Below are 25,459 nucleotides of genomic sequence, written 5' to 3'. Positions count from 1 at the left end.
GGGTTCCGGTCAATCAATATATCGATGCAAAGATAGATTGCGCAAATTCGCACCGGTAGGCAGAGTGGATGCGAAAGATCTTTGAATAGGATGCAAAGATGCAGCCCCACGCCGATCGGGCACGCTCGCTGGAGATATTCGCCATGGTTGCGGCGGAAGGCAGCTTTTCGGCTGCGGGCCGCGCGCTCGATCTCACACCCTCGGCCGTCAGCCGGGCGATCGACCGGATCGAGGCACGGCTCGGTGTCCGGCTGCTGCTCCGCTCGACACGCGCGCTGACGCTTACGGCGGAAGGCGCGGCATATCTTGCCGCGGCCCGGCGCATCCTTGGCGATCTGGACGATGCCGAGCAGACCATCGCCGATCATGGCACGCCGCGCGGGCGCCTGCGGGTCAGCGCGGCGCATGCGCACGGGCGGATGTGTATCGTGCCGTTGCTGGGCGCCTTTGCACAGGCCTATCCGCATATCCTTGTCGATATCAGCCTGAGCGACCGGCTGGTGGATATCGCCGCAGGGCAGGCCGATGTCGCGATCCGTTTCGGGCCGCTGGCAGACAGCACGCTTACCGCCCGCAAGCTCGGTGAAAACCGCCGGGTTATCGTCGCGTCGCCCGCCTATCTGGAGAAGCACGGCACGCCGCAGACGCCGGAAGACCTCCTCCGCGGCCACAACTGCCTCAATTTCAATTTCCGCCGGGCCGAACCGGTCTGGCCTTTCCGTCGCGACGGGCGCGATTATGCGCTGAGCGTGCGGGGCAATATCGAGGCCAACAACGGCGAAACGCTGGGCCAGCTTGCCGCCGATGGCGTAGGCATCACGCGTGTGGGTGCGTTCAGCGTGGCCGAGGATATCGCACAGGGGCGGCTTCTGCCCCTTCTGGAAGATTATAATCCCGGCGATGTCGAAACGATCCATGCCGTGTTCGCCGGTGGCCCCAACATGCCCGCCCGCGTGCGGGTGTTCGTGGATTTCCTCGTTCAGCGATTGGCATGATACAGGGCGGCCAGCCGTTGCCCGCGCTCAGGCCCCCGCCCGTACGTCGATCGTCAAATGGGCGATCTCGTGCACCGGGCCGAGGCGGCGGCTGATCGTTTCCCGGTCGACGCCGACAGCACTGATGATCGCCGCGTGCGCGCCCGGTCCGACCCGCCACACGTGAAGATCGGTGATTCTGGCATCGCCAGGCCCTTCGACCAGTTCGGTGATTTCCTGTTCCAGATCGGTATCGCCAGCATCGAGAAGCACGGAGGCGGTGTCGCGCACCAGCGACCATGACCAGCTTGCAATGACAATCGCCCCGACAATCCCCATCACCGGATCGAGCCATACCCACCCGAGATAACGCCCGCCGACAAGCGCCGCGATGGCAAGGATCGAAGTCAGCGCATCGGCAAGCACATGGATATAGGCCGCGCGCAGATTGTTGTCGTGCCCATGGTGATGATGCCCGTGATGATGATGCTCATGATGATGATCGTCATGATGGTGATGCCCGCCGCCATGCGCATGGCCGCCCAGAAGCAGAACGCTGGCGATATTCACCAGCAAGCCGACAATGGCGATCACCGTCGCTTCGGCAAAGGCGACAGGCCTGGGGTCGAACAGCCGCGTCACTGATTCAAACGCGATCCCCATCGCCACCACCCCCAGGATCAGGGCTGAGGCGAAACCGACCAGATCGCCCACTTTGCCCGTGCCGAAAGTAAACCGCCGCCCATGGGCGTGGCGTCTGGCATAGCCATAGGCCAGCGCGGCAACCCCCAACGCCCCGGCATGCGTGGCCATGTGGAAGCCATCGGCCAGTAGAGCCATGGAATTGAACGCGATACCGGCAACGATCTCCGCCACCATCATCGCCGCTGTCAGCAGCACGACCCACACGGTGCGCCGCGCGTTTTCATCGTGCTTCGCCCCGAGAAACACGTGATCGTGTGTCAGGGCGCTGAGATCGTGGTCAAAAGCCATCGCGCACCTCACTTCGCATAGCGGCGGATGGCCGAGAGCAGTTCTTCACCGCCCTGCCCCCGCTCCGCATCGGAGAGGCCCGCGCGCATCACGTGCTCGCGCAAATGGTCTTCGATCAGACCATCCATCAGACCGAGCACCGCGCCGCGCACCCCAGCCACTTGATGCAGCAGAGCCGCGCAATCGGCTTCGTCGGCGATGGCCCGCTCTATCGCGGCGACTTGTCCGGCAATCCGCCGGACGCGGGCAAGGAGCTGGTCCTTGTTGGTGGCTGCATGTCCCATAGGGTAGCCCCCTACCCTATACCGACAACAACGACAAGCTGGCGAACAAGCGGCCCTCCCTGCGGAAGACGCAGGCCGGGCGACCCGTTCCATTCAGAGCAAGAGAGAGGGAGGCAGCTTTGCCGGGGTGGCCGCATGCGGCGATTGGGGCCGCCCCGCGGAGCAATGCCCTTCAGGGAAATGCGGGCTGGCGCCGATCCGTTCGGCGCCAGCCCGATTGGCTCACTCAGGCGGCAGCGCGGCGCTGTTCCGCTTCGAGATTGAGCATTTCGGCCATCAGGAAGGCCAGTTCGAGCGACTGCGCCGCGTTCAGACGCGGATCGCAATGGGTGTGATACCGGTCCGCCAGCCGCTCGTCGGTGATCGCCACGGCGCCGCCGGTGCATTCGGTCACGTCCTGCCCGGTCATCTCGATATGGATGCCCCCGGCATGGGTGCCTTCGGCGCGGTGGACAGCGAAGAAGCCCTTCACTTCCGCCAGGATGCGGTCGAACGGACGCGTCTTGTAGCCGCTTTCCGCCTTGATGACGTTGCCGTGCATCGGATCGCACGACCACACCACCGGATGCCCTTCGCGCTGCACCGCGCGGACAAGGCGCGGCAGGCCCGCTTCGACCTTGTCATGGCCGAACCGGCTGATCAGCGTCATCCGGCCCGGAACGCGGCCGGGATTGAGTGTGTCGAGCATCTTGAGCAGCGCGTCCGGCTCCAGGCTGGGGCCGCACTTCATGCCGATGGGGTTCTGCACCCCCCGCAGGTATTCGACATGGGCCGATCCTTCGAAACGGGTCCGATCGCCGATCCACAGCATGTGGGCGCTGGTGTCGTACCAATCGCCGGTGAGCGAATCCTGCCGGGTCAGCGCCTGCTCGTAAGGCAGCAGCAGCGCTTCGTGGCTGGTGTAGAAGCTCGTCCCCTGCAATTGCGGCACGGTCTTGGGATCGATGCCGCAGGCTTCCATGAAGTCCAGCGCCTCGCCGATCCGGTCGGCCACGTCCTTGAACTTGTCGGCCCAGGGGCTGCGGCCCATGAAATCGAGCGTCCACTGGTGCACCTGGCGCAGATTGGCATAGCCGCCGCCCGCGAACGCGCGCAGCAGATTCAGCGTCGCCGCCGCCTGGCTGTAGGCGCGGATCATCCGCTGCGGATCGTTGGTCCGCGTTGCCGGATCGAATTCGATGCCGTTGATGATATCGCCGAAGTAGCTGGGCAGTTCCACCCCGCCCGAGGTTTCGGTCTGCGCGCTGCGCGGCTTGGCGAACTGGCCCGCCATGCGGCCCAGCTTCACCACCGGCTGCTTGCTGGCGAACGTCAACACCACCGCCATCTGCAACAGCACGCGGAACGTGTCGCGGATGTTGTTGGGATGGAATTCCGCAAAGCTTTCGGCGCAATCGCCGCCCTGCAGCAGGAAACCGCGGCCATAGCACACTTCGGCCAGTTCCGCCTGAAGCGCGCGCGCTTCGCCCGCAAAGACCAGCGGCGGATAGGAGGCGAGCGTCTGTTCGGCCGCCTGCAATGCGGCTGCGTCTTCATAATGCGGCAGGTGCTTTGCCTCGAAGGCTTTCCACCCGTCCGGGCTCCAGTTCTTGGCCACTTCAAACTCTCCAAAGTCTCGCCCCGACAGCGCCAATAGGGCGCCGTCAGCCCGCATCGTTCCCGTGGATGCGATCACATCGGCGGCCCATAGCGGGCCGGACCGTGCAAAGCCAGCGCGGAAAACCGCTCACTGTGATCGGCCGCCCGCGCCGGGCAGAGGGGAATATGGGATCAGTTCCCCGCTTTCGCCAGATCCTGCCCCTGCGGCAGGATCGCGAGACGCCATCCCGCGCGGCTGGTGAGGTATTTCTGCGCCAGTTGCTGCATCTTCTCCGGCGTGGTCACCGTATAATCGTTGAGCAGGCTGCGCAACTTGCTCGCGCGCTGCGGATCGTAGCTCGCCCCTTCCAGCTGGTACATCCAGAACGCATTGCCGGTGGAGGCGCGGCTGATCTTCTGCCGCAACGGCTCGGTGATCCGGGCCAGTTCATCCGTCGTCGGCGGGGTAGCGGCAAGCTCGCGGGCGATCCTTTCCGCTTCGGTGAAGAAAGTCGCCACCGTTTTCGGCTCCAGCTGAGCGAAGGCCATGATCCGCCCGCCGTTGGGCATGTCGATCGGCCATTCTGAGGAGGCCTGCGGCGCATAGCTGGCGCCCGCATGTTCGCGCATCGCATCGAACAGGCGGTTGTTGAACACCTGGACGAGGATTTCGAGCTGGCGCGATTCCGACAGCCCGGCCACGCCGCCGCCGCTCGGCCAGGCGATCACCGCCGCCGCCTGATTGGGATCGCCGCGATGATGCAGGATCACCGGTGTGGCGGCAGGCGCGGGGAACGTGACCGTACGCTGGGCCGCATCGGCCGGGATCGGCAGACGCGGAGGCAATGCACCGAACGTCTTTTCGAGCGCGGCGATACCGTCCTCCCGCTTGAAATCGCCGAACATGATGACTTCGACCGGCCCCTGCTTCAGCAGCGGTTCCCACACCTTGCGGAAGCCTTCGGGCGTGGTCTTGGCCAATGTGGCGGGATCGGGCGTGGCGAAGCGCGGGTCGCGGCTGGACAGCAGCCAGTCGAGATCGCGTTGCAGCACGCCCGCCGGCGCCGTGGCGAAGCTTTCGTATTGCAGCGCGCCGGCCGCCTTGGCCCGCTGCACGGGATTGGCATCCCAGCGCGGCATGTCCAACTTGGCCGCGAAGAGATAAAGCTGATCGGCCAGATCGGCGGCGCGGGTTTCGGCATAGAACTGGAACGAGGCATCCTCGATCCGGAAATCGAAGCCCATCTTGCGCCCGGTGGAAATCCGGTCGAGCGCATCCTGCCCCAGCGGCCCGAGCCCCGAACCGACCAGCGCCATCTGGCCAAGCTGGATATAGGGGGCATCCTGCGGCGTGAACGCGCGGTAGCCGGAGCCGAAGCGGACCTGTAGATTGATCCGCCCCGGTTCCGCATCGTTGGGCCACAGCAGGGCGCGCACGCCGTTGGAAAGTTGGACCCATTCGACCGGCACCACCGCACCGATCGGCCCGCTTTGCGCCACCGTGCCCGGTTTCCCGATCGGCGGCAGATCGGCGAAGGACACCGCCGCCGCCGCTTCACGCGCGCTGGCCGTCACGTCCACCGGGGCTGCCAGCGCCTGCCGCAGAGCCTCAGCGTCGGCTTCACCCACCACGGGCGTGTTCATCACCCCGCGAATGACCGTGCCCGAAAACAGCCCGCGCGTATGATCGCGGATCGCCTCGGGCGTGAAGCGGGCGCGCATCTTGCGGAACACGTCGAGCACGACTTCCGGCGTCGCCACCGCTTCGCGGATATCGACCGCGTTGACGACATCATCGGCAAGCTTGGCCCCGGTCATCACCGTGCGCTGTTCCACGCTGCTGGCGAAAGCCACATCGTATTCGGCCAGTTCGCGATCGATTTCCTGCTGCGTCGGCGCATTCGCCACCGCATCGGCGATCACCGCGCGCACATCGCGCAGCGCCGCGCGCCAGTCGTTGCCCAGGGGCGTAACGCTGACGAACGTGCCGTCGGCGGACCGGCTGATCTTCTCCTGCCCGACTTGCGCATAGAGATAGCTGCCGCCCGCGCGCGCGCGCTCTTCAAGGCGGCGGTTGATGATCGCCTGCGCGATCCCGTCCAGCATCATGCCACGGTTGTATTCGAGATTGTCGACCACCTGGGTGTAGGGGCGCAAGATGGCGTAGCTGATATTGCGCGGCAGGTCCGGCTCCACCAGCACTTTGGTTTCGCCGACCGGATTCGCCGGTTCGACGCCCTTCGGCGCCTTGGGCTTGCCGAAATCGGGCGGCGCGGTCCGCGCGCCCTTGCCTTTCCAGTCGGCGAACCAGCGTTCGATCTCCGCCGCCAAAGCCATCGGGTCGGCATCGCCCGCCGCCACGATCACCGTGTTGTCCGGGCGATACCAGCGATCATGGAACCCTTGCACCGCGGCGGCAGTGGCGCCTTTCAGCGCTTCGTCGGTGCCGATCGGCGCGCGTTCGGCCAGCGGCTGCCCGGCAAAGAAGGTTTCGCGCGTGGCGTCGCTCACCCGCAATCCGGCCCCACCCCGTTCACGCTTTTCCGCCAGCACGATCGGCACTTCACTGTTGATATTGCTCTGGCTCAGCACCGGTTCGCGGACCATGCCCGACAGCAGCTTGAAACTTTCGTTCAGCGCCGCGCCCGTCGCATTGGGCAAATCGAGCTTGTACACGGTTTGCGTCGCGCTGGTCTGCGCGTTGGTGTCGCTGCCGAAGGTCGCACCGAGGCGCTGCCATGTGGGAATCGCTTCCGCGACGCCGAGATATTTCGACTGGCGGAACAGCAGATGCTCCAGCAGGTGGGCGAAGCCGCGCTCCTTCTCCGTCTCGTAAAGCGAACCGGCATCGACCGCGATACGGATCGACACCTGCCCCGGCGGCACGTTGTTGCGCCGCACGGCATAACGCAAACCGTTGTCCAGCGTGCCGAACACCCATTCCGGATCGGGCGGGATATCCGTCCCGCGATAGATCCATGGGTCTGATCTCTCTACGGATTTGACGGCTTTCTGCGGGGCCTGGCGGACAGGAGCCGCTGTCGGCTGGGCCACCAGCGGAAGAGGGAGGACAATGGCAAATGCTGCAACCAGCCGTGAAATGCGCGTCATGCCGCTGGTATAGAAAGGCCAAGTATGAAGGACCAGTGAATAGACGCCAGCGCCGATCGCGGCTTGACCATGCGCGTTTGGTGCCTACATCGCGGAAGCCATGTATATAGAAACAGAAGCCACCCCCAATCCTGCCACGCTCAAGTTCCTGCCCGGCAGGAAAGTGATGGAAGCGGGAACGCGCGAATTCACCTCGCCCGAAGCCGCCGAAGCTTCGCCGCTCGCCAGTGCGCTGTTCGATTCCGGCGAAGTGACCGGGGTGTTCTTCGGTTCGGACTTCATTTCGGTGACGGCGGGGCCCGGCGCGGACTGGGGCCAGCTCAAACCGCAGGTGGTGGCCATCCTGCTCGATCACTTCATCAGCGAAGCCCCGCTGTTCCACGGCGGCAATGCCGCGGGCATCGTGGTGCCCGGCGAAACGGATGGCGATTTCGATGACGATCCCGCCGACGCGGATATCATCGACCAGATCAAGGAACTGATCGACACGCGCGTGCGCCCGGCCGTGGCCAACGATGGCGGCGACATCATCTATCGCGGCTATCGCGATGGCGTGGTCTATCTCGTCATGCAAGGCGCCTGTTCGGGCTGCCCGTCTTCCACCGCGACGTTGAAGAACGGGATCGAATCCCTGCTCAAGCACTACGTGCCGGAAGTCACCGAAGTCCGCGCGGCCTGATTTCCGCGCACTCTCCACACAAAACGCTGTCATCTGGAGTATCGCCGATGTCGCAGGCTCTTTCGGCCGAAGTCCTCGATCAGCTTTTCCGCGAAGCGCGCAGTTTTAACGACTGGCTCGACAAGGATGTGACCGAGGCGCAGATTCGCGAAATCTACGAACTGCTCAAGATGGGCCCCACATCGGTGAACATGCAGCCGGCCCGGTTCGTCTGGTGCCGTTCGCAGGCCGCGCGGGAACGGCTGGCCCGGCACGTTTCCGAAAAGAACCAGCCCAAGGTGCTGAACGCCCCGGTCTGCGTCGTGATCGGCACCGATCAGGATTATCACGAACAGCTGCCCTGGCTGTTTCCTCATACCGATGCGCGTAGCTGGTTCGCCAACGACTCAGCCGGGCGGCAGCGCCACGCCGCGCGCAACGCTTCGCTCCAGGGCGCTTACCTCATGCTTGCCGCGCGGGCGGTAGGGCTCGATTGCGGCCCGATGTCGGGCTTCGACGAAGCCGGGGTGAACGCGGAATTCTTCGCCGATCAGCCGAATGTGACAGTGAATTTCATCTGTTCCATCGGCTATGGCGACAGGAATTCGATTTTCGGCCGCAGCCCGCGCCCCGAATTCGATACCTTCAACACCATTCTCTGATCTACAAGGCCGCGTATGCGCACACTCGCGATCGATTGCGCGACGGAGAACTGCTCGGCCGCCCTGTTCGATGACGGCGCTCCGGTCGCGGGCGAATGCCGCCTGCTCGGGCGCGGCCATGCCGAACATCTCGTCCCGATGATCGCCCGCCTGCCCGAACGGGGCAAGGCCGGGCGCATCGCGGTGTCGCTCGGCCCCGGCAGCTTCACCGGCGTGCGCATCGGCCTCGCCGCCGCCCGCGCGCTGGCCCTGGCATGGAATGCCCAGGTGGTGGGCTATCCCACGCTGGCGCTCGTCGCGGCGATGGCTCGCGCGCAATCGGATGAGGCTGGCACTCAGGGGGTGAGCGTGGCGATGACCGGCGGGCACGGCGAATGGTTCGTCCAGGATTTCGCCGCCGATGGCACCCCGCAGACACCGCTGGCATCCCTGCGCCCCGCCGACGCCGCCGCGGCGGTGGGGCACGATTGCATCGCAGGCAGCCAGGCCGAAGCGCTGGTCGCCCTGCGCGGGCGCGGCGAAGCAATGCCTCTCCTGCCCGATGCGCGCCGCTTCTCCTTGCTTGGCGATACCGCCCTGTTGCAGGATATCGCGCCGCTTTACGGCCGCCCTCCCGATGCCAAACTGCCGGGTGCGAACGCATGATCGACGAAACCGCCGCCGATATCGACCGGATCATGGACGTGATGGCGCTGGCGTTCGATCCGGCCTTCGGTGAAGCATGGACCCGCCGCCAGGTGGTGGACGCCCTGACAATCGGCAATTGCCGCTATGGCCTGCTCGACGAACACGGAAACCGCCCGGTCGGCGATGCGGTCGCCGCCGGGTTTTTCATGATCCGCGGCCTATTCGATGAAGCGGAACTTCTGCTTCTGGCCGTCCGCCCCGCGATGCGTGGGCGTGGACTTGGCAAAAAGCTGCTGGAATCATTTGCCGAGGATGCCAGACATCACGGCCACAACCGCCTCCTGCTGGAAATGAGAGAAGGGAATCCGGCAGAATTTCTTTATCGCGGCTTCGGATTCAGCCAAATCGGACGGCGGGTTCAATATTACAAGAGTATTGATGGCAACCGGTTGGATGCACTGACGTTTGAAAAATACTTGAGCCCGGATCATCCCTGACATTTCGTCATACCGGGCTATTCCTGTGCGGTTCCTCTTGAAAATTGGTGACACTAAGGGCAATGGCCCCCTCACGGGGCACCCAATGGCGACTGCGCGCAAGATAGTCCGCCGAAGATTTCAAGAGGCATCGATATGGAAGCCATACAGCACGACATGAAAGAGACACTTATCACGCTCACGTCTGATATTGTCGCAGCGCATGTTGCCAACAATAACGTCGCGGTGGACGAAGTCCCCTCGCTGATCGCCAATGTTTACGGGGCCCTGTCGGGCCTGGGCGAAGCCGCACCGGCAGTAGAGGCGAAGCCCGAACCCGCGGTTTCGCTCCGTTCATCGGTGAAACCGGATTACATCGTCTGCCTCGAATGCGGCAAGAAGATGAAGATGCTCAAGCGGCATCTTGCCACCGATCACGATATGACCACCGAAGACTATCGCGCGCGCTGGGGTCTTAATGCCGATTACCCGCTGGTCGCTCCGAACTATGCCAAGACGCGCCGCGAACTGGCGAAGAAGATCGGTCTTGGCCGCAAGCCGGGTCAGAAACGGGGCCGCAAGCCGCGCGCTGCCGCCGCCAAGTAACGTTCCCCCAAACTTGTTAGTTGCGCCCCGCCCCGCTAAGGTGGCGGGGCGCTTTATTTTTACCCCGAGGATACATTGCAACAAGCCATCGATATCGAACAGCTATGCCACGATCGCGGCTTGCGGATCACCGAACAGCGGCGGGTGATCGCCCGCGTACTTTCGGAAAGCCGGGACCATCCGGACGTGGAAAAGCTGCACGAGCGGGCATCGGCGATCGATCCCGGCATTTCCATCGCCACCGTTTACCGCACCGTGCGCCTGTTCGAAGAAGCGGGCATTCTCGATCGCCACGATTTCGGCGATGGCCGCGCCCGCTACGAAGCGGCGCCCGAAGCCCATCATGACCATCTGATCGACGTGGAAACCGGCAAAGTGCTCGAATTCGTCGATCCCGAATTGGAAGCGCTCCAGCGCCGAATCGCGGAGAAGCTGGGTTATCGCCTGGTCGATCACCGGATGGAACTCTACGGCGTGCGGATCGACCGCGAGGATTGATCCGATGCTGCCCCCATCAGGGCAGGACGAAACGGACAACAGGGCCCGGCCCCGGCACCCCGCCCCCGGTGTGTCAGGGCGGGCCCTTCTCGTCTTGCGCCTCATCCTCTTGCTTGGCGTGCTGGTGCTTATCGCGCCACCGGCCGCGCTGTGGCGCCTGCTCGGGTTCCGGCGCATCTGGCCGCGAATCTTCTTTCTGGGGTTCTGCGCGATCATCGGGCTGCGGCCGCGCGTTCACGGCACGCCGCGTGGCAATGCGCTCTATCTCCCCAACCACGTCAGCTGGATGGATATCCCCGCGCTGCTCGCCACGACCGGCAGCGCCTTTGTCGCGCACGACGGGCTGACCGGATCGCGCCTGTTCAAATTCCTCGCCGATCTCAACGACACCGTGTTCATCGCGCGCGATCGCCGCGCCACGATCGGTACGCAGATCGCGGAAGTCCGCCATGCCGTGGCGGGCGATGGCGCCCTGACTATTTTCATCGAAGGCACCACCAGCGACGGCACGCGGTTGCTGCCATTCAAAAGCGCGCTGCTTTCCGCGCTGGAACCGCTGCCCGAAGGGTTGACGATTCAGCCGGTGCTGCTGCGCTATGCCGATGGGCCCGGCGTCGCTTGGGTCGGCGACGATCCCGGCACCGCCAATTTTAGCCGCATGCTGGCGCGCTGGCGCCCGATCCGGCTCGACCTCCATTTCCTCGATCCGCTGACGGGCGATACTCTGCAGAATCGCAAGGCCATGGCCGCCGCCGCGCGCGATGCCATTGCCGCGCGGATGGCCGCGGGCTGACCCCCTTCCCGAAACCACGCTTTTCCCGTAAACGCGCGCCCATGACTGCCTCCCCCGCCCCCAAGACCTACCGCGTCAAGAGCTTCGGCTGCCAGATGAACGTCTATGACGGCGAACGCATGGCCGAACTCCTCGCCGAGAAGGGCATGACCCCTGCCGCCGATGGCCAGGACGCCGATCTGGTCGTGCTCAACACCTGCCATATCCGCGAAAAAGCGGCGGAGAAGGTCTATTCGGACATCGGCCGGTTGAAAAAGGCCGATGGCAGCAAGCCCTTGATTGCCGTGGCCGGGTGCGTGGCGCAGGCGGAAGGCGAAGAGATCATGGCCCGCGCCCCGGCGGTGTCCATGGTCGTCGGGCCGCAGGCTTACCATCGCCTGCCCGATTTGCTCGACAAGGCCGCGCGCGGCGAACGGGCGACCGATACCGACATGCCCGCCAACGCGAAGTTCGACGTGCTGCCCCAGCGCCGCCGCGCCGGGCCCAGCGCTTTCCTGACCGTGCAGGAAGGGTGCGACAAGTTCTGCACCTATTGCGTGGTTCCGTACACGCGCGGTGCGGAAATTTCCCGCCCATACAGCGATTTGATCGCCGAAGCGGAGAAACTGATCGAAAACGGGGCGCGCGAGATCACGCTGCTGGGCCAGAACGTCAACGCCTGGACCGGCGAAGATACGCAGGGGCACGCCATCGGGCTCGACGGGCTGATCCGCGCGCTCGACCGCATGCCCGATCTTCAGCGCATCCGCTACACCACCAGCCATCCCAACGATGTGACCGATGGTCTGATCGCCGCGCATGGCGAAGTCGCCAAGCTGATGCCCTATCTCCACCTGCCGGTGCAGAGCGGGTCCGACCGCGTGCTGAAAGCCATGAACCGCAGCCACACGGCGGACAGCTATCTCCGGCTGCTCGACCGGTTCCGCGCTGTGCGGCCGGATATCGCGCTGTCGGGCGATTTCATCGTCGGCTTCCCCGGCGAAACCGAGGACGAATTCGCCGATACGCTGAAACTGGTGGATGCGGTGGGCTACGCCGCGGCTTTCAGTTTCAAGTATTCCCCCCGCCCCGGCACCCCCGCCGCTGAAATGGACGGGATGATTGCCCCCGAAGTGATGGACGAACGGCTGCAACGCCTGCAGGCCGCGATCAACCGCCATCAGCTTGCGTTCAACCAGGCGTCCGTCGGCAAGCGCTGCACCGTCCTGGTCGAACGCAAAGGCAAGCACCCGGGGCAATGGCTGGGCAAATCGCCGTGGCTGCAATCGGTGCATTTCCTGGGTGACGCCGCGATCGGCGATGTGGTGGAGGTGGACCTGATCGAAGCGGGGCCCAATTCGCTGGCGGGCCGGCTGGTCGATTCCGCGCTGTAAACGAAACTTTTCCACCGCGCTCTTGCCGCTGCCCGCTTGCTCTCGGGCAAGGCGGCATTATCTTTCCCATGCACCATTTGAAAGGAGCGCATGGGCCGCAAACCACACCGCGCCGACTCCGATTCGGCGCTGATCCGTCCCGGTGACCGTAGCGCGCACAGGCGGGCACGGGCCGAAGTGGAATTCGAGGAACAGACCGTGCTCGGCGCGCTGTTCGGCGAATTCGACGCCAATCTCGTTCAGCTCGAAAACCGTCTCGGCGTCTATATCAGCGCCCGCGGCAATCGCATCCTGATCGAAGGATCGGATGATTCGGTCGCCCGTGCGCGTGACGTTCTGAAAGGCATGCACAAGCGCCTGCTCGAAGGGCAGGAACTGGATGCAGGCGCAATCGAGGCGCTGATCGCGATGTCGAACGAACCGACGCTGGACGGGATTATCACCGGCAAGGACCCGCTGGGCGGCGGCATCATGATCCGCACCCGGCGCAAGACCATCGTCCCGCGCTCCGCCACGCAGATCGACTATATGAAAGCGCTGGCCCGCGACGATATCATTTTCGCGCTCGGCCCGGCGGGCACCGGCAAGACCTATCTCGCGGTGGCGCAGGCTGTGAGCCAGCTTATCACCGGCAGCGTGCAGCGCCTGATCCTTTCCCGCCCGGCGGTGGAAGCGGGGGAACGGCTGGGCTTCCTGCCCGGCGACATGAAAGAGAAGGTCGACCCCTATCTCCGCCCGCTTTACGATGCGCTGTACGATTGCATGCCGCCCGAGCAGGTGGAGCGGCGGCTGGCCAGCGGCGAAATCGAAATCGCCCCCATCGCTTTCATGCGCGGGCGCACGCTGGCCGATGCTTTCGTCATTCTCGACGAAGCGCAGAACACCACACGCGAACAGATGAAAATGTTCCTCACCCGGTTCGGCCAGAACAGCCGCATGGTGGTCTGCGGCGACCCGAAACAGGTCGACATCCCCGGCGGTGACCGGATGAGCGGCCTGGCCGACGCGGTCGGGCGGCTGGAAGGCGTCGAAGGGATCAACGTGACCCGCTTCGGCGTGGCGGATGTGGTCCGCCACCCCATCGTCGGCCGGATCGTCGAGGCTTACGAGGGGAAGGACGCCTAGGCTGACGCGGGGAGCGGGAAGCGGCGGTGCGGATTATGCCTGCTGTGCGCGCGCCCTCTCCCCAAGCCGCTCGGCCTGAGCCTGTCGAAGGCCGCGTGCTGACAATTGCCCGATCAGCTTTGCCGATGTTGTGTCGTGCGCTGACGCACTGTTGGTATGGCTGCCATCATGCAGCCTGTGAGAAGGTCATTGGCCTGTGCTGGCGTGGTGCGCGGCCTTCGACAGGCTCAGGCCGAACGGGATGGGGGGGTAAGGCGGATTGGGGGTCAGGAGAGTGAAGCCAGAGGTCCCCCTCCACCCCGTAACTGCCAACCCCAAAGCATCATCCCGGACTTGATCCGGGATCCATTTCGCCTCCGGGTGCGGAAGGCGGAAAACTTTCCTACACCCGGGAAATCTGGCTTAACCTCCCAGATGACGCCGCACGCTTCACCGCCCCTTCTCCGCTGGCTGCCCCCGCGCGGGTACTGCCGCGCATCCACAGCCGGCGCATGAGCGGAAAAACACCTCCCCGAAAAGTCACACTGGCCGGGGTGCCGGTGCCCGCCTGCGGCGGCGTGATCCGGGGCCGGATGCATCGGCGCACGCTTCGCCGCGATCACGCGCCAGCCGCGCGAAACCGGGCTTTCGCAGCAGGTTGCGATTACGGAGCGACGCCGCGCGGCAGCGGACCGGACGAACGCCATGCGCGCCCGCACCGACCGCACTTTCGGGCCGTTCTGCGTCAACCTGTTCGCCGCCCTTCCGGCCCGAAACACTCTTTACCCGGCCTCACTCCCATGACACTGGCAGCGTCCGGGCGGATGACCGCCTTGCGGAGGCACAGTGAATCTGGAAATCGATATCGAGGAACCCTGGCCCGCTTCGGCGGATTGGGCCGATCTGGCCGAGCGTGCCGCCGAAGCGCTGCAGGAGAGCGCCCCGGAACTCGCCAATCCCCGCCTGCTCGCCAGCGTGCTGTTCACGTCCGATGCCGAAGTCCACGTGCTCAACCGCGAATGGCGCGGCAAGGACAAGCCGACCAATGTCCTGTCCTTCCCCATGCTGGAACGGGGCGAGCTGCTGGCCCTTCCCGCCGACGGCCCGCCCGAAATGCTGGGCGATATCGCATTGGCCTGGGAAACCTGCGCGCGCGAGGCGGAGGAGAAAGCGATCGGCGTGGACCATCACGCCATGCACCTGATCGTCCATGCCCTGCTGCATCTGGCGGGCCACGATCACGAGACTTCGCCCGAAGACGCCCGCGCGATGGAAGAATTGGAGATAAAGACGCTTGCACATCTGGGCATCGCCGACCCATATGGAGACCACCATGACTGAGGGAGATTGAAGTGGCCGGGCCCGAAAACAGGGAAGGCGAAAACGGTTCGGGAGAACCGGACAGTAGACGCAGCCTGTGGCGCGTCATTCGGCGTTTCTTCGAGGGGGAGGACAGCGATCAATCGCTGCGGGCCCAATTGGAAGAAGCGATCGACGAACACGTGGAAGAGCATAGCAATCCGGCGGACCGTTCCAGAAAGGGCGATCTGTCCGCGGTGGAATTGCAGATGCTGCGCAACCTGCTCCATTTCAGCGAGCACGATGCCGACGATGTCGCAATCCCGCGCAGCGAGATCATCGCCATTTCCGCGGATGCAAGCTGGCCGGAACTGGTCGCCAGCTTCGCCGAACACGGCCATTCGCGCATTCCCGTCTATCGCGACACGCTCGATTCGGTAATCGGCATGATCCACGTGAAGGATGTCTTCAGCTATCTCGCCAAGGGCCTGCCCGCCCCGGCGGACTGGACCACGCTGATGCGCCAGCCGCTCTATGTCCCGCAATCGCGCAGCGCGCTCGACGTGCTGGCCGACATGCGCAGCCGCCGGATTCATCTGGCGGTGGTGGTCGACGAATATTCCGGGGTCGACGGGATCATCACGATCGAAGATCTGGTCGAAGAGATCGTCGGCGATATCGAAGACGAGCATGACGACGCGCCGACCGAACTGATCGTGCCCATCGGCAACGGCATGTGGGATGCCGATGCCCGCGCGGAACTCGACGACATTTCGGAAAAGGTCGATCCACGGCTTGCCGAAGTCGACGAAGCCGTGGATACTCTCGGCGGCTTGGCGTTCGTGCTGGCGGGACAGGTTCCGCCGGTCGGGGCTGTGCTTGAGCATGACAGCGGATGGCGAATCGAAGTGACCGATGGCGACGAGCGCCATGTTACGCGGCTACGCCTCCATCCGCCGTCGAATGGCGATGACGGGACGCAAGACTAGGATTCATTGGTGCCAACGCGACGCTTACCGCCGCTGCGCGCGCTCGAGGCTTTCGTGCGCATCGTTCGTCTGGGCTCGGCCCGGGCGGCGGCGGAAGAACTCGCCCTGTCGCCGTCCGCCCTGTCCCGCCGGGTCGCCAACCTTGAGGAATTCATCGGCAAGAAGCTGTTCACGCGCGCCCATCAGGCGATGCAGCTTACCGATGACGGGCGCGCTTTCTACGATGCGGTGTCCCCGCATCTCGAAGCGCTGGCCACCGCGGTGGAGGACCAGTCGGAGAATCTGACGCTGTGGCGCCTCCATCTGGGCGTGCTGCCGCTGTTCGGCAGCCAGCGGCTGTTCCCCCGCCTGGCGGAATTGCGCAAGCTGCACCCGCGCCTGCACATCGACATGGACACCGGGCCGCATCTGGAAACCCGCGTTGGCGATACGCTGGATTGCGCCATTCTGCTGGTGCGCGAACCCGATCCGGGATTTCATTCCTTCCGGCTCGATCACAACCGCGTCTATGCGATCTGCGCCCGTGACCTGACCGAGGAGATCGGCGAGGAACCGAGCATGGAGGCGCTGTCGCGCCAGACGTTCCTGGTGCATCAGGAAATGCCCGAAAGCTTCGGCGCATGGCGGAACGCGATGGGGCTGAACGGTCTCGAACCGGCAGCGGTCGATCATTTCGATTCGGGCCAGCTTCTTCTGGAAGCCGCCGCGCAGGGGCTCGGCATCGCAATCATGCATGACGACCACTTCCGCCGTGCGGGCGACCGGCGGCTGGCGCTGCTCTACCCCGAACGCGAAGTGGAAAGCCCCTACAGCTACTGGTTCGTCTGCCGTCCGAAAGCGCTCGAAACCCGCCCGGTGCGTATCTTCTACGAATGGCTGGTGCACGCAGGGCTTTAAGGCTGGCCAGCCACAGCTCTCTCGTCAAAGAGCGCGAACATCAATCTCTCTCCGTCATGCTGAACTTGGTTCAGCATCCATTTCTCCCCACAGACAAATACGCGATCTGGAGAGATGGGCCCTGAACCAAGTTCAGGGTGACAAAGGGAAAAGGTACTGCGCCTTCAAAAAGAAAAAGCCGGGAAGATCACTCCCCGGCTTTCCTTCCGTTCTCAGGAAACGGTGGCTTTCAGAATCTTGCCCGGGTTTGCGGGCGGCTCGCCCTTGGGCAAGGCGTCGACATGTTCCATCCCGCTTTCGACTTCGCCCCACACGGTGTACTGCTTGTCGAGGAACCGCGCATCGTCGAAACAGATGAAGAACTGGCTGTTCGCGCTGTGCGGATAGGACGTGCGGGCCATGGAACACACACCGCGCACGTGCGGCTGGTCGTTGAATTCGGCCTGCAGGTCAGGCTTGTCGGAGCCGCCCATGCCGGTGCCGTTGGGGCAACCGCCCTGCGCCATGAAGCCGGGAATCACGCGGTGGAATGTCACACCATCGTAAAAGCCTTCCTTCACCAGCTCGGTGATGCGGGCGACATGGCCGGGTGCCAGATCCGGGCGAAGCTTGATAACGACATCGCCGCTTTCGAGAGTAAGAGTCAGTTTTTCATCGGCCATGGGCAAAAACTCCTGTTTGAACGGCGGTCGATATAAGGCTCATCCACGCAATGTCACCCCGCGCGGTTGCATTTGTTGCGCCGCGCAATAGGAGAGGCGCATGACGCCGGACGAACTCGACGAACTGCACCGCACCGACTCGCCGCAGGCGGAGGAAGAGCGCGAACAGTTCGACGAGGATAACCGGTTGAGAGCGGAATTCGTCCGCTCCGTGGCCCACGCGCTGACCGAAGGCGACGATGCGCGGGTTTACGAACTGGTGGAACCGCTCCACGCCGCCGACATCGCCGACCTTTTCGAGCTGCTCGAACGCGATGAACGCGCGCCGCTGGCCCGCGCCATTTCCGACCTGATGACGGGCGAAGTCATCGCCGAACTGAACGATCACGTTCGCGATGACATGGTCGAGGACCTGCCGCCCGAAGCGGTGGCCGAAATCGCCGACCAGTTGGAAACCGACGACGCGGTGCAACTGATCGAGGATCTCGAACCGGCCGAGCAGGCCGCGATTCTCGCCGAGATGGAGCCCGAAGGCCGCGCCGCCGTGGAAAGCGCGCTGGCCTATCCGGAAGAGACCGCCGGCCGCCTGATGCAGCGCGACCTGGTCGCTGTGCCCGAGCATATGACCGTGGGCGACCTGATCGATTATCTGCGCGACAACGGCGATCTGACGACCGAATTCTGGGAAGTGTTCATTGTCGATCCGCAGCACAAGCCGGTCGGCACCTGCCAGCTTTCGTGGATTCTGCGGACCCCGCGCGCGATCCCGCTGACCGATGTGATGAAGCGCGAACAGACGCTGATCCCGGTGAGCATGGATCAGGAAGAAGTCGCGCTGCAATTCCAGAAGTACGCGCTGATTTCCGCCGCCGTTGTGGATGAATCGGGGCGGCTCGTCGGGCAGCTCACGGTCGACGATATCGTTCACATCATTCAGGAAGAAGCGGACGAAGACGTCATGCTTCTGTCCGGGGCCGGTGATGGCGATATCAACGAACCGATTCGCGAAGCCTACGGCGCGCGTGTCCGCTGGCTGATCGCCAATATGCTGACCGCCGCGGTCGCCTCGTCCATCATCGCCACGTTCGAAGACACGATCGCCAAGATGGTCGCGCTGGCGACGCTGATGCCGATCGTCGCCGGGATCGGCGGCAATGCAGGCACGCAGACGCTGGCGGTGACGGTGCGCGCGCTGGCCACCAACCAGTTGACCGCCAGCAACGCCTGGCGCGCGGTCCGCCGCGAACTGGGCATCGCACTGATGAACGGCGGCACGGTTGCCGTGATTATCGGCGTGGTGGTGACTCTGCTGTTCCACGATCCCTTGCTGGGCATAGTCATCGCCATGGCGATGATGACCAACATCCTTGTTGCCGGGCTGGCCGGTGTTCTCGTCCCGCTGACGCTGGAACGCCTGAAAGCGGACCCGGCAATCGCCTCCTCCATCTTCGTCACCATGACGACGGATTCGATGGGTTTCCTCGCCTTCCTCGGCCTCGCGACAGTGAGCGGACTGGTCTCCTGACCCTTGCCCCCGCGCAGGGCGCGCCTATGTTGAGGCCATGCCCCTGCACATGACCAAGATCGCCTATGGCGCGACCAGCGTGGAAGACCTGCGCCAATGGCTGGAAAGCTATTCCGAAGCTTTCGCCAGCACGCGCTATCTGCCCAAACGGCATGAGGAGATGATCGGCGGATCGCTTTACTGGATCTACGATCACGCGATGATCGGCCGCAGCCCGATCCGCGGCTTTGCCCAGCGGGATGACGGGCGCTGGAACATCATGCTCGAACCGCGCCTGATCATGGTCGAACCGCGCGCCAAACGCGCGCATCAAGGCTGGCGCTATCTCAAGGACGAGGACGCCCCGCCCGATCTCGGCAGCGGGGTCATGGAAGGTGACGTTCTACCCGGCCACCTCGTTAAGGAACTGGCCAAGCTCGGTCTGGTCTGATGCGTGGCAGCCACAACGATCCCACTCCGAAAAAGGTACGGACATGAACGAGGCATCACGGGATGGCTGGCGCCAGACTGCCGCCGCCGATCTCCCCGCCATGCAGGCGATTTCGGATGCGGTGCACGGCGCTTACACCGAACCCGAAGGGATATTCGCCGAACGTCTCGCGCTCTACCCACAAGGCTGCCGGACACTGGAACGGGGCAGCGCGGTGGTCGGCTATATCATCACCCATCCCTGGCACCGCGACACCCCGCCGAAGCTGGGCAAGCCGCTGGGCGCGATCCCCAAGGATGCGGATACTTATTACCTGCATGATATCGCGCTACTGCCCGCCGGGCGCGGCGGGGGATCGGGCAAGGCAGCGGTCGATTTCACCGTGCGGCAGGCCGTGCAAGGCGGATTTGCCGACATCACGCTGATCGCCGTCAACGGCGCGGATGCATTCTGGGCAGCGCAGGGCTTCGCCTATGTGGAGGGCGCGGAAGCCGTCACGTATGGCGAAGGCACCTATCTGATGCGGCGCAGCCTGCGCTGAAGGAGGGGCTCACGCCCCCTTACGCAGCCACCATTTGAGCAGGTGGTGCGCCACCGCCACGGGCGGCGGGGCCACGAATGCACCGCCCCCGGCCGGTGCGGCCATGGCGCTGGCCACCTCGTCACGCGTGAACCACCGGGCATCTTCCAGCTCGGTCCGATCGACGATCAGGCGGTCATCTTCCGCCGTCGCATGGCAGCCGACCATCAATTGCGCGGGAAACGGCCAGGGCTGGCTCATCACATAATCCACGCCTGTAACGGTGACGCCGGCTTCTTCCATCACTTCGCGGGCGACGGCTTCCTCGATCGTTTCGCCCGGTTCGACAAAGCCGGCCAGCGCGGAATAGAATCCTTCGGGGAAATTCGGCTGGCGCCCGAGCAGCAGACGGCCATCGTGTTCGACCAGCATGATCGTGACCGGATCGACCCGGGGGAAATGCTCCGCGTTGCAGGTCCCGCAATTGCGTTGCCAGCCGCCTTTCGCGGGCGCGGTGGGCGCGCCGCACCGGGCGCAGAAGCGGTGGCGTGCGTGCCAGTCGACCACGCTGCGCGCCATCCCATAGATCGCCAGATCGTCTTGCGGCATCCCGCCCATGATCCGCCGCATCGCCGTGCCCATTGCGCCGGGACCGCCAGCGGGACCCGCGGGAATCGGCGCGAAGCACACCCGGCCCTCCATCAGGCCGAGAAACACCAGTTCCGCATCGCCCGCCTCGTCCAGAGAACCCCATTGCAGGCGGTTCTCATCGTCCATCACCGGGTCGAGGCCTTCGAGCCGCAGCAGCAAGGCCCGCTCGTCCTTCAGCGCTTCCAGCGCTTGCTTGTCGTTCCGGATATGGTCCGCCCGGTCGAGCGGCTGGCCAACGAAACCGATCTGCGTATCAATCATGCATTCCCCCCAATGCCGCCATGGCATCTTTCATTGCCACCTGCGGAAACTCTCCCTGGATCGGATAAGCGGCGGCGGGCATGTATTGCGCGTAAAAGCCGCCCCGCCAACCACGTTTGAGATCGGCGAAAGCGATTGTGCCGGCCGCCCCCGCCCAACCGAATGTCCCTTCTTCAAGGCCGAGCCCCACGCGCCCGCCCGCACCGAAGCCGCCACCGGTGGCGAACGTGCCCACGGTGCTGATCCCGGCGGGCAAAAGATTGCTCGTGCCCACACGCACCGCGTTTTCGCTCATCACCCGTTTCCCTTCGAACATGCCGAAGCCGAGCAGCATCCGCAGGAACCGATCGTAATCGCGCGGGCTGCTGACCAGCCCGGACCCGCCGAACGGGAACGCAGGCCGCATGGCAAAGACCGATGCAGCCCCCGGATCGAGCGGCAGCAACACGCCCTGCATCACGCCATAATTGGTGGTGAGGCGGCCGATCTGGCTCTGCGGCACGCGGAACCAGGTGCTCTCCATCCCCAGCGGATCGAACAGCCGTTCTTGCAGGAAGGTATCGAACGGCTTGCCGGAAACCACTTCGATCACCCGCCCCAGTAGGTCGAGCCCAACCGAATAGCTCCACTTCGTGCCCGGCTGATAGACCAGCGGCATGTCCGCCAGCCGGTCGGCGAACTGGGCCAGAGTCAGCGTGGTGTTGCGTGCCCCGAACAGTTCGGCCAGCGGCAAGCGGCTGATCTGCCCCGGCACCAGCCCCGCCTGCACATAGGCGGCCTTGAGCGGACCGTTCTGAATGATCGAATAGCCCAGCCCCGCAGTGTGCGTGAGCAAATGGCGGATCGTGATCGGGGCCTTCGCCGGGACGAGATCGGTGATCGACCCGTCCGGCACGCGCTGCACCGCCATTTTGGCATATTTCGGCAGGATATCGGACAAGGGCTGATCCAGCCGCAGCTTCCCTTCGTCAATCAGGATCATCGCCGCCATGCCGGTGATGGGCTTGGTCATGGAATAGATCCGGAACAGGCTGTCCCCGTCCATCGGCGCGCCTTCCAGCGTCCGCTGGCCGCGCGCGATGTATTGGATCGCCCCTTGCCCCAGCCCCATCGCCGCCACGGCCCCGGCCAGCCGGCCACTGCGCACGTAACCGTCGGCATAACGGGTGACACCGGCCCAGCTTTCCTGCTTGTCTGCCGCCCATGCGGGGCCAAACGCAGGCGCGAAAGCCAGCGAGGCGCCCAGCGCCGCGCCACTGCCGATAAAGGTCCTGCGCGAAAATGCTGCCGGTAATCGGTCCATCGTCATTACCCTTCCATCAGCGCACGCTGCGCGGCCTTGGCGAATACAGTGGGCAACCCGGCATCGTCCAGCGTGTCGAGCGGCCACCATTCGCCGTCCGCAGGCTGGAGCGCGGCCCATCGGTCGCCTTCGTACAACATCACGGCGAGATGGAGCGAAAAGTGGGTGAAGCCATGCTGAACCGCCCCAGCCCCGCGCCACGAACCGGGCAAAGGCTGCTTCCCATGCCCATCGCTACGGGCGGACCAGCCATCATCGGGCAGAGCGCGCATACCGCCGAGCATGCCCTTGCCCGGGCGGCGAACCAGCCAGACATGGCCATCCCGCTCGATCCAGTAGGCGGCGCCCTGCCGCTCCGGCCGGACTTTCTTCGGCGCTTTGACCGGAAAGCGTGCCGGATCGCCTTCCATTCTGGCCCGGCAATCGCCCGCCAACGGGCAAAGCAGGCATTTGGGATCGCGCGCGGTGCAGATCGTCGCGCCGAGGTCCATCATCGCCTGCGCGAAATCGCCCGCGCGATGATCGGGCGTGATCGCATCGGCATGGTGGCGGATCGCCTTGCGCACACCCGGCAAAGGCTCCGCCAACGCGAACAGACGCGCAACCACCCGTTCGACATTGGCATCGACCACCACCGCCCTGCGTCCGAACGCAATTGCCGCCACGGCCGCTGCGGTATAGGCGCCCAGCCCCGGCAACTGGCGCAGTTCCTCCTCCGTTTCGGGAAAGCCTCCGCGCGCCGCCACCGCCTGCGCGCAGGCCACAAGGTTGCGGGCCCGCGAATAGTATCCCAGCCCGGCCCAGGCGGCCATGATCGTTTCCTCCGGCGCGGCGGCGAGATCGGCGACGCCGGGCCAGCGTTCGGTGAACTTGCGGAAATAGGGGACAACGGCGGCCACTGTGGTCTGCTGCAGCATCACTTCGGACAGCCACACGCGATAGGGATCGGGCGGCGGCGTGCCTGGGGGGCTGCGCCACGGCAACACGCGCGCATGGGCATCGTACCAGGCGAGCAGACGCGCAGCGACACTATCCTCCATCCCCGCGCTATGGCATGGTCGCCCGCGCAATGGAACCGGATCAATCGAAAGCGAAAAACCCCTCCGCCAAAAGCAAACAGGCGAAGGCATACGAGCGCCCGCGCGGCGGGCAGGCGCGCGCGATCGGCGATCTCATGCCGCAGATCGGCCGCACGGCCTTTCGCCGGTTCGGCTTCATCCAGTCCAGCGTGGTCACGCGCTGGCCAGAAATCGTCGGCGAAACGCATGCGCGCGCCTGCATGCCCGAAGCGATCCGCTTCCCGCCCGGTGAAAAAAGCGACGGCATCCTGCAACTGGTGGTCAAACCGGCGCACGCCCCGCTGATTCAGCAGGTCATCCCCGAAATCATCGAGCGGGTGAATCGTTTTTTCGGATACAGCGCGGTCGCCCGTGTCAAAATCCGGCAAGGCGTGGTTAAGGCGCCCGATGCACAAAAGCGCCCCGCCGCGCCGCCGTCGCTCAAACCCATTCCGATGGAGCTGGGCGATTCCCTGCGCGATATCGGCGATGCGGAACTGCGCACCGTGCTGGAATCGCTGGCCCGCAGCCTTGGCGGCAAGGAGGATGGAACGAAGTGAGCATTGTGCCGAAAACGCTGAAATTCGCGGCTCTGGCCGTTATTGCCACCACGGCAGTTGCGGCGACACATGCCAGCTGGCTCACCACCGTTACCCGCACCGAAGCGGGCGGCCATCGTATGGGCAATCCGGAAGCGAAAGTCGCGCTGATCGAATTCGTCAGCTACACCTGCCCTCATTGCGCCCATTTCGAAAAGCAGGCGAGCGGCCCGATGCAGGTCGCCTATGTCGCCCCGGGCAAGGCCTCGGTCGAAGTGCGCCATGTCTTGCGCAATCCGATCGATCTGGCCGCCGCGCTGCTGGCCGAATGTGGGCCCGAACAGAAATTCTTCGGCAACCATCACGCCCTGCTCGGCGGGCAGGAACAATGGCTCAAGCGGTTGTCTTCCGCATCGGAAGCGACGCAGGTCCGCTGGCGCCATGGGACAATGGGCGAACGGATGCGCGCCATTGCCAGCGATGCCGGTTTCTACGGCATTATGGAAAGGCGCGGGATCGACCGCGTGGCCGCCGACAAATGCCTGTCCGACGAAGCCGATGCCAAGCGGCTCGTCCAGCAGAGCAACGCCAGTTCGGAAGCGTTCAACGTTCAGGGCACGCCCAGTTTCGCGCTTGACGGCGAACTGCTCGAAGGCGTCCATACGTGGGACGATCTGCAGAAGGCCATCGCATCCCGGCTCTGACACGCAGATATTCGCATCAAATCTTGTGGAATACACCATATCTTGAGGCACGCCTGCTTTGCGCACCACAATTTGCAGGTTACCCTCGTTCTCACAACAGGAACACGCCATGACGAAACTCCTTCGCCGCGCCACTTTTGCCGCACTGATCGTTCCGATGACTCTTGGCCTTGCCGCCTGCGGTTCCAAGGACGCGACCGGCAGCGGCGCCGAAAAGGGTGAAAAGATCGCCGCCATCGCGGCCCCGGCCGGCAAGCAATGGTCCGAAATCATCGCCGTGACGCCGGAAGACGGCTATCGCATGGGCAATCCCGATGCGCCGCTCAAGCTGATCGAATATGCCTCGCTCACCTGCCCGCACTGCGCGGATTTCTCCGAAAAGGCCGGGGCAAAGCTGCGCGATCAATATGTCACCAGCGGTGTGGTCAGCTACGAGCTGCGCAATCAGGTGCACGATGGCCTCGATCTGACGATGGCCATGCTGGTGCGCTGCGGCACGCCGGAAAACTATTTCGCGCTGAGCGAACAGGTCTGGGGCAATCTCACCACCATCATCCAGGGCGTGCAGACCAACGGCGCGAAAGTGGACGCCGCGATGAAGCAGAGCGATCAGGCCTCGCGCTACAAGGCGATCGCCGATGCCGCCGGGCTGACCGAATTCTTCGCCGCACGCGGCATTTCGCGCGATCAGGCGGGCACGTGCCTGGCCAAGCCGGGCTTTGCCGAAGGCATCGCGGAACGCTCCAACAAGCAATCGCAGGAACTCGGCGTCGATGGCACGCCCACGTTCTTCCTCAACGGCCGCAAGCTCGAAGAACAGACCTGGGAAGGGCTGGAACCGGCTTTGCAGGCGGCAGGCGCGCGCTGATGCGCAACGCCTGACG

At 64.5% G+C, this 25,459-nt stretch carries 27 protein-coding genes; 19 read left to right on the top strand and 8 right to left on the bottom strand.

Annotated features, from left to right (window positions below; all coding sequences use genetic code 11):
* Window positions 1–98: 98 nt before the first annotated feature.
* The gene (locus K5X80_RS08025; RefSeq protein WP_222560317.1) at window positions 99–995 is read left to right on the top strand and encodes a LysR family transcriptional regulator; all 897 of its coding nucleotides are present in this window, start codon (window positions 99–101) and stop codon (window positions 993–995) included.
* Between the two features lie 27 nt (window positions 996–1,022).
* Here the strand turns inward: K5X80_RS08025 and dmeF are convergent, their stop codons facing one another.
* The 4 genes from dmeF to K5X80_RS08005 all read right to left on the bottom strand — a co-directional run bounded on the left by dmeF (window position 1,023) and on the right by K5X80_RS08005 (window position 6,940).
* On the bottom strand, window positions 1,023–1,967 hold the full coding sequence (gene dmeF, locus K5X80_RS08020) for a CDF family Co(II)/Ni(II) efflux transporter DmeF (RefSeq protein WP_222560316.1): 945 nt from the start codon (window positions 1,965–1,967) through the stop codon (window positions 1,023–1,025).
* 8 nt (window positions 1,968–1,975) lie between these two features.
* Complete coding sequence (locus tag K5X80_RS08015; RefSeq protein ID WP_222560315.1) at window positions 1,976–2,251, bottom strand: metal/formaldehyde-sensitive transcriptional repressor; 276 nt, start codon at window positions 2,249–2,251, stop codon at window positions 1,976–1,978.
* Window positions 2,252–2,477: 226 nt separating this feature from the next.
* On the bottom strand, window positions 2,478–3,848 hold the full coding sequence (locus K5X80_RS08010; protein ID WP_222560410.1) for a class II 3-deoxy-7-phosphoheptulonate synthase: 1,371 nt from the start codon (window positions 3,846–3,848) through the stop codon (window positions 2,478–2,480).
* Between the two features lie 173 nt (window positions 3,849–4,021).
* Entirely contained in the window at window positions 4,022–6,940 is a 2,919-nt protein-coding gene (locus K5X80_RS08005; RefSeq protein WP_222560314.1) for a M16 family metallopeptidase, read from the bottom strand.
* A 100-nt stretch (window positions 6,941–7,040) separates the two neighbouring features.
* Here K5X80_RS08005 and K5X80_RS08000 point away from each other — a divergent pair, with 100 nt between their 5' ends.
* From K5X80_RS08000 to K5X80_RS07945, 12 genes are all read left to right on the top strand, one after another.
* Window positions 7,041–7,619 carry a NifU family protein gene (locus K5X80_RS08000; protein ID WP_222560313.1) on the top strand — a complete coding sequence of 193 codons (579 nt, stop codon included), beginning with the start codon at window positions 7,041–7,043 and terminating at the stop codon, window positions 7,617–7,619.
* Between the two features lie 47 nt (window positions 7,620–7,666).
* Window positions 7,667–8,260, top strand: a complete 594-nt coding sequence (locus K5X80_RS07995; RefSeq protein ID WP_222560312.1) for a malonic semialdehyde reductase — start codon at window positions 7,667–7,669, stop codon at window positions 8,258–8,260.
* A 15-nt stretch (window positions 8,261–8,275) separates the two neighbouring features.
* Window positions 8,276–8,905 (top strand): tRNA (adenosine(37)-N6)-threonylcarbamoyltransferase complex dimerization subunit type 1 TsaB, encoded by a 630-nt coding sequence (tsaB, locus tag K5X80_RS07990; RefSeq protein WP_222560311.1) that lies wholly within the window; start codon window positions 8,276–8,278, stop codon window positions 8,903–8,905.
* The gene (locus tag K5X80_RS07985; RefSeq protein WP_222560310.1) at window positions 8,902–9,384 is read left to right on the top strand and encodes a GNAT family N-acetyltransferase; all 483 of its coding nucleotides are present in this window, start codon (window positions 8,902–8,904) and stop codon (window positions 9,382–9,384) included. The genes tsaB and K5X80_RS07985 overlap by 4 nt, the downstream gene beginning before the upstream one ends.
* A gap of 135 nt (window positions 9,385–9,519) precedes the next feature.
* On the top strand, window positions 9,520–9,969 hold the full coding sequence (locus tag K5X80_RS07980; protein ID WP_222560309.1) for a Ros/MucR family transcriptional regulator: 450 nt from the start codon (window positions 9,520–9,522) through the stop codon (window positions 9,967–9,969).
* A gap of 75 nt (window positions 9,970–10,044) precedes the next feature.
* Window positions 10,045–10,467: a Fur family transcriptional regulator gene (locus tag K5X80_RS07975; RefSeq protein WP_222560308.1), complete on the top strand. Its 423-nt coding sequence runs from the start codon at window positions 10,045–10,047 to the stop codon at window positions 10,465–10,467.
* A 4-nt stretch (window positions 10,468–10,471) separates the two neighbouring features.
* Entirely contained in the window at window positions 10,472–11,260 is a 789-nt protein-coding gene (locus tag K5X80_RS07970) for a lysophospholipid acyltransferase family protein (protein WP_222560307.1), read from the top strand.
* 41 nt (window positions 11,261–11,301) lie between these two features.
* Complete coding sequence (gene miaB, locus K5X80_RS07965; RefSeq protein ID WP_222560306.1) at window positions 11,302–12,633, top strand: tRNA (N6-isopentenyl adenosine(37)-C2)-methylthiotransferase MiaB; 1,332 nt, start codon at window positions 11,302–11,304, stop codon at window positions 12,631–12,633.
* A 90-nt stretch (window positions 12,634–12,723) separates the two neighbouring features.
* On the top strand, window positions 12,724–13,758 hold the full coding sequence (locus tag K5X80_RS07960) for a PhoH family protein (protein WP_222560305.1): 1,035 nt from the start codon (window positions 12,724–12,726) through the stop codon (window positions 13,756–13,758).
* 825 nt (window positions 13,759–14,583) lie between these two features.
* Entirely contained in the window at window positions 14,584–15,078 is a 495-nt protein-coding gene (gene ybeY / locus K5X80_RS07955) for an rRNA maturation RNase YbeY (protein WP_222560304.1), read from the top strand.
* Between the two features lie 11 nt (window positions 15,079–15,089).
* Complete coding sequence (locus tag K5X80_RS07950) at window positions 15,090–16,025, top strand: hemolysin family protein (RefSeq protein ID WP_222560303.1); 936 nt, start codon at window positions 15,090–15,092, stop codon at window positions 16,023–16,025.
* A 9-nt stretch (window positions 16,026–16,034) separates the two neighbouring features.
* Complete coding sequence (locus K5X80_RS07945; protein WP_222560302.1) at window positions 16,035–16,922, top strand: LysR substrate-binding domain-containing protein; 888 nt, start codon at window positions 16,035–16,037, stop codon at window positions 16,920–16,922.
* Window positions 16,923–17,134: 212 nt separating this feature from the next.
* On the opposite strand, the gene K5X80_RS07940 is transcribed toward K5X80_RS07945, so the two are convergent.
* Window positions 17,135–17,584: a peptidylprolyl isomerase gene (locus K5X80_RS07940; protein WP_222560301.1), complete on the bottom strand. Its 450-nt coding sequence runs from the start codon at window positions 17,582–17,584 to the stop codon at window positions 17,135–17,137.
* 100 nt (window positions 17,585–17,684) lie between these two features.
* Between K5X80_RS07940 and mgtE the strand changes: the two genes are divergently transcribed.
* Genes mgtE through K5X80_RS07925 form a run of 3 tightly spaced genes read left to right on the top strand, consistent with a single transcriptional unit; the run spans window position 17,685 to window position 20,080 of the window.
* The gene (gene mgtE, locus K5X80_RS07935; protein WP_222560300.1) at window positions 17,685–19,109 is read left to right on the top strand and encodes a magnesium transporter; all 1,425 of its coding nucleotides are present in this window, start codon (window positions 17,685–17,687) and stop codon (window positions 19,107–19,109) included.
* 37 nt (window positions 19,110–19,146) lie between these two features.
* Complete coding sequence (locus tag K5X80_RS07930; protein ID WP_283249254.1) at window positions 19,147–19,539, top strand: DUF1489 family protein; 393 nt, start codon at window positions 19,147–19,149, stop codon at window positions 19,537–19,539.
* A gap of 43 nt (window positions 19,540–19,582) precedes the next feature.
* On the top strand, window positions 19,583–20,080 hold the full coding sequence (locus K5X80_RS07925; protein WP_222560298.1) for a GNAT family N-acetyltransferase: 498 nt from the start codon (window positions 19,583–19,585) through the stop codon (window positions 20,078–20,080).
* Between the two features lie 9 nt (window positions 20,081–20,089).
* On the opposite strand, the gene nudC is transcribed toward K5X80_RS07925, so the two are convergent.
* From nudC to mutY, 3 genes are read right to left on the bottom strand one after another with little or no spacing between them, the layout of a single operon-like run.
* Complete coding sequence (nudC, locus tag K5X80_RS07920; RefSeq protein WP_222560297.1) at window positions 20,090–20,971, bottom strand: NAD(+) diphosphatase; 882 nt, start codon at window positions 20,969–20,971, stop codon at window positions 20,090–20,092.
* Window positions 20,964–22,280 carry a serine hydrolase domain-containing protein gene (locus K5X80_RS07915; RefSeq protein ID WP_222560296.1) on the bottom strand — a complete coding sequence of 439 codons (1,317 nt, stop codon included), beginning with the start codon at window positions 22,278–22,280 and terminating at the stop codon, window positions 20,964–20,966. Before K5X80_RS07915 ends, nudC begins: the two co-directional genes overlap by 8 nt.
* The gene (gene mutY, locus K5X80_RS07910) at window positions 22,280–23,314 is read right to left on the bottom strand and encodes an A/G-specific adenine glycosylase (protein ID WP_222560295.1); all 1,035 of its coding nucleotides are present in this window, start codon (window positions 23,312–23,314) and stop codon (window positions 22,280–22,282) included. Before mutY ends, K5X80_RS07915 begins: the two co-directional genes overlap by 1 nt.
* Window positions 23,315–23,343: 29 nt before the next feature.
* On the opposite strand from mutY, the gene K5X80_RS07905 reads away from it, so the two are divergent.
* The 3 genes from K5X80_RS07905 (at window position 23,344) to K5X80_RS07895 (ending at window position 25,443) form a co-directional block, all read left to right on the top strand.
* On the top strand, window positions 23,344–23,892 hold the full coding sequence (locus tag K5X80_RS07905; RefSeq protein ID WP_283249293.1) for a DUF721 domain-containing protein: 549 nt from the start codon (window positions 23,344–23,346) through the stop codon (window positions 23,890–23,892).
* The gene (locus K5X80_RS07900) at window positions 23,889–24,575 is read left to right on the top strand and encodes a thioredoxin domain-containing protein (protein ID WP_222560293.1); all 687 of its coding nucleotides are present in this window, start codon (window positions 23,889–23,891) and stop codon (window positions 24,573–24,575) included. The genes K5X80_RS07905 and K5X80_RS07900 overlap by 4 nt, the downstream gene beginning before the upstream one ends.
* 109 nt (window positions 24,576–24,684) lie before the next feature.
* Window positions 24,685–25,443, top strand: a complete 759-nt coding sequence (locus K5X80_RS07895) for a thioredoxin domain-containing protein (RefSeq protein WP_222560292.1) — start codon at window positions 24,685–24,687, stop codon at window positions 25,441–25,443.
* The last annotated feature ends 16 nt before the right edge of the window (window positions 25,444–25,459 follow it).

Origin of the sequence: Caenibius sp. WL (assembly GCF_019803445.1) — a bacterium.
Lineage (GTDB): Bacteria > Pseudomonadota > Alphaproteobacteria > Sphingomonadales > Sphingomonadaceae > Caenibius.
This window is presented reverse-complemented; position numbering and strand designations above follow the sequence as displayed.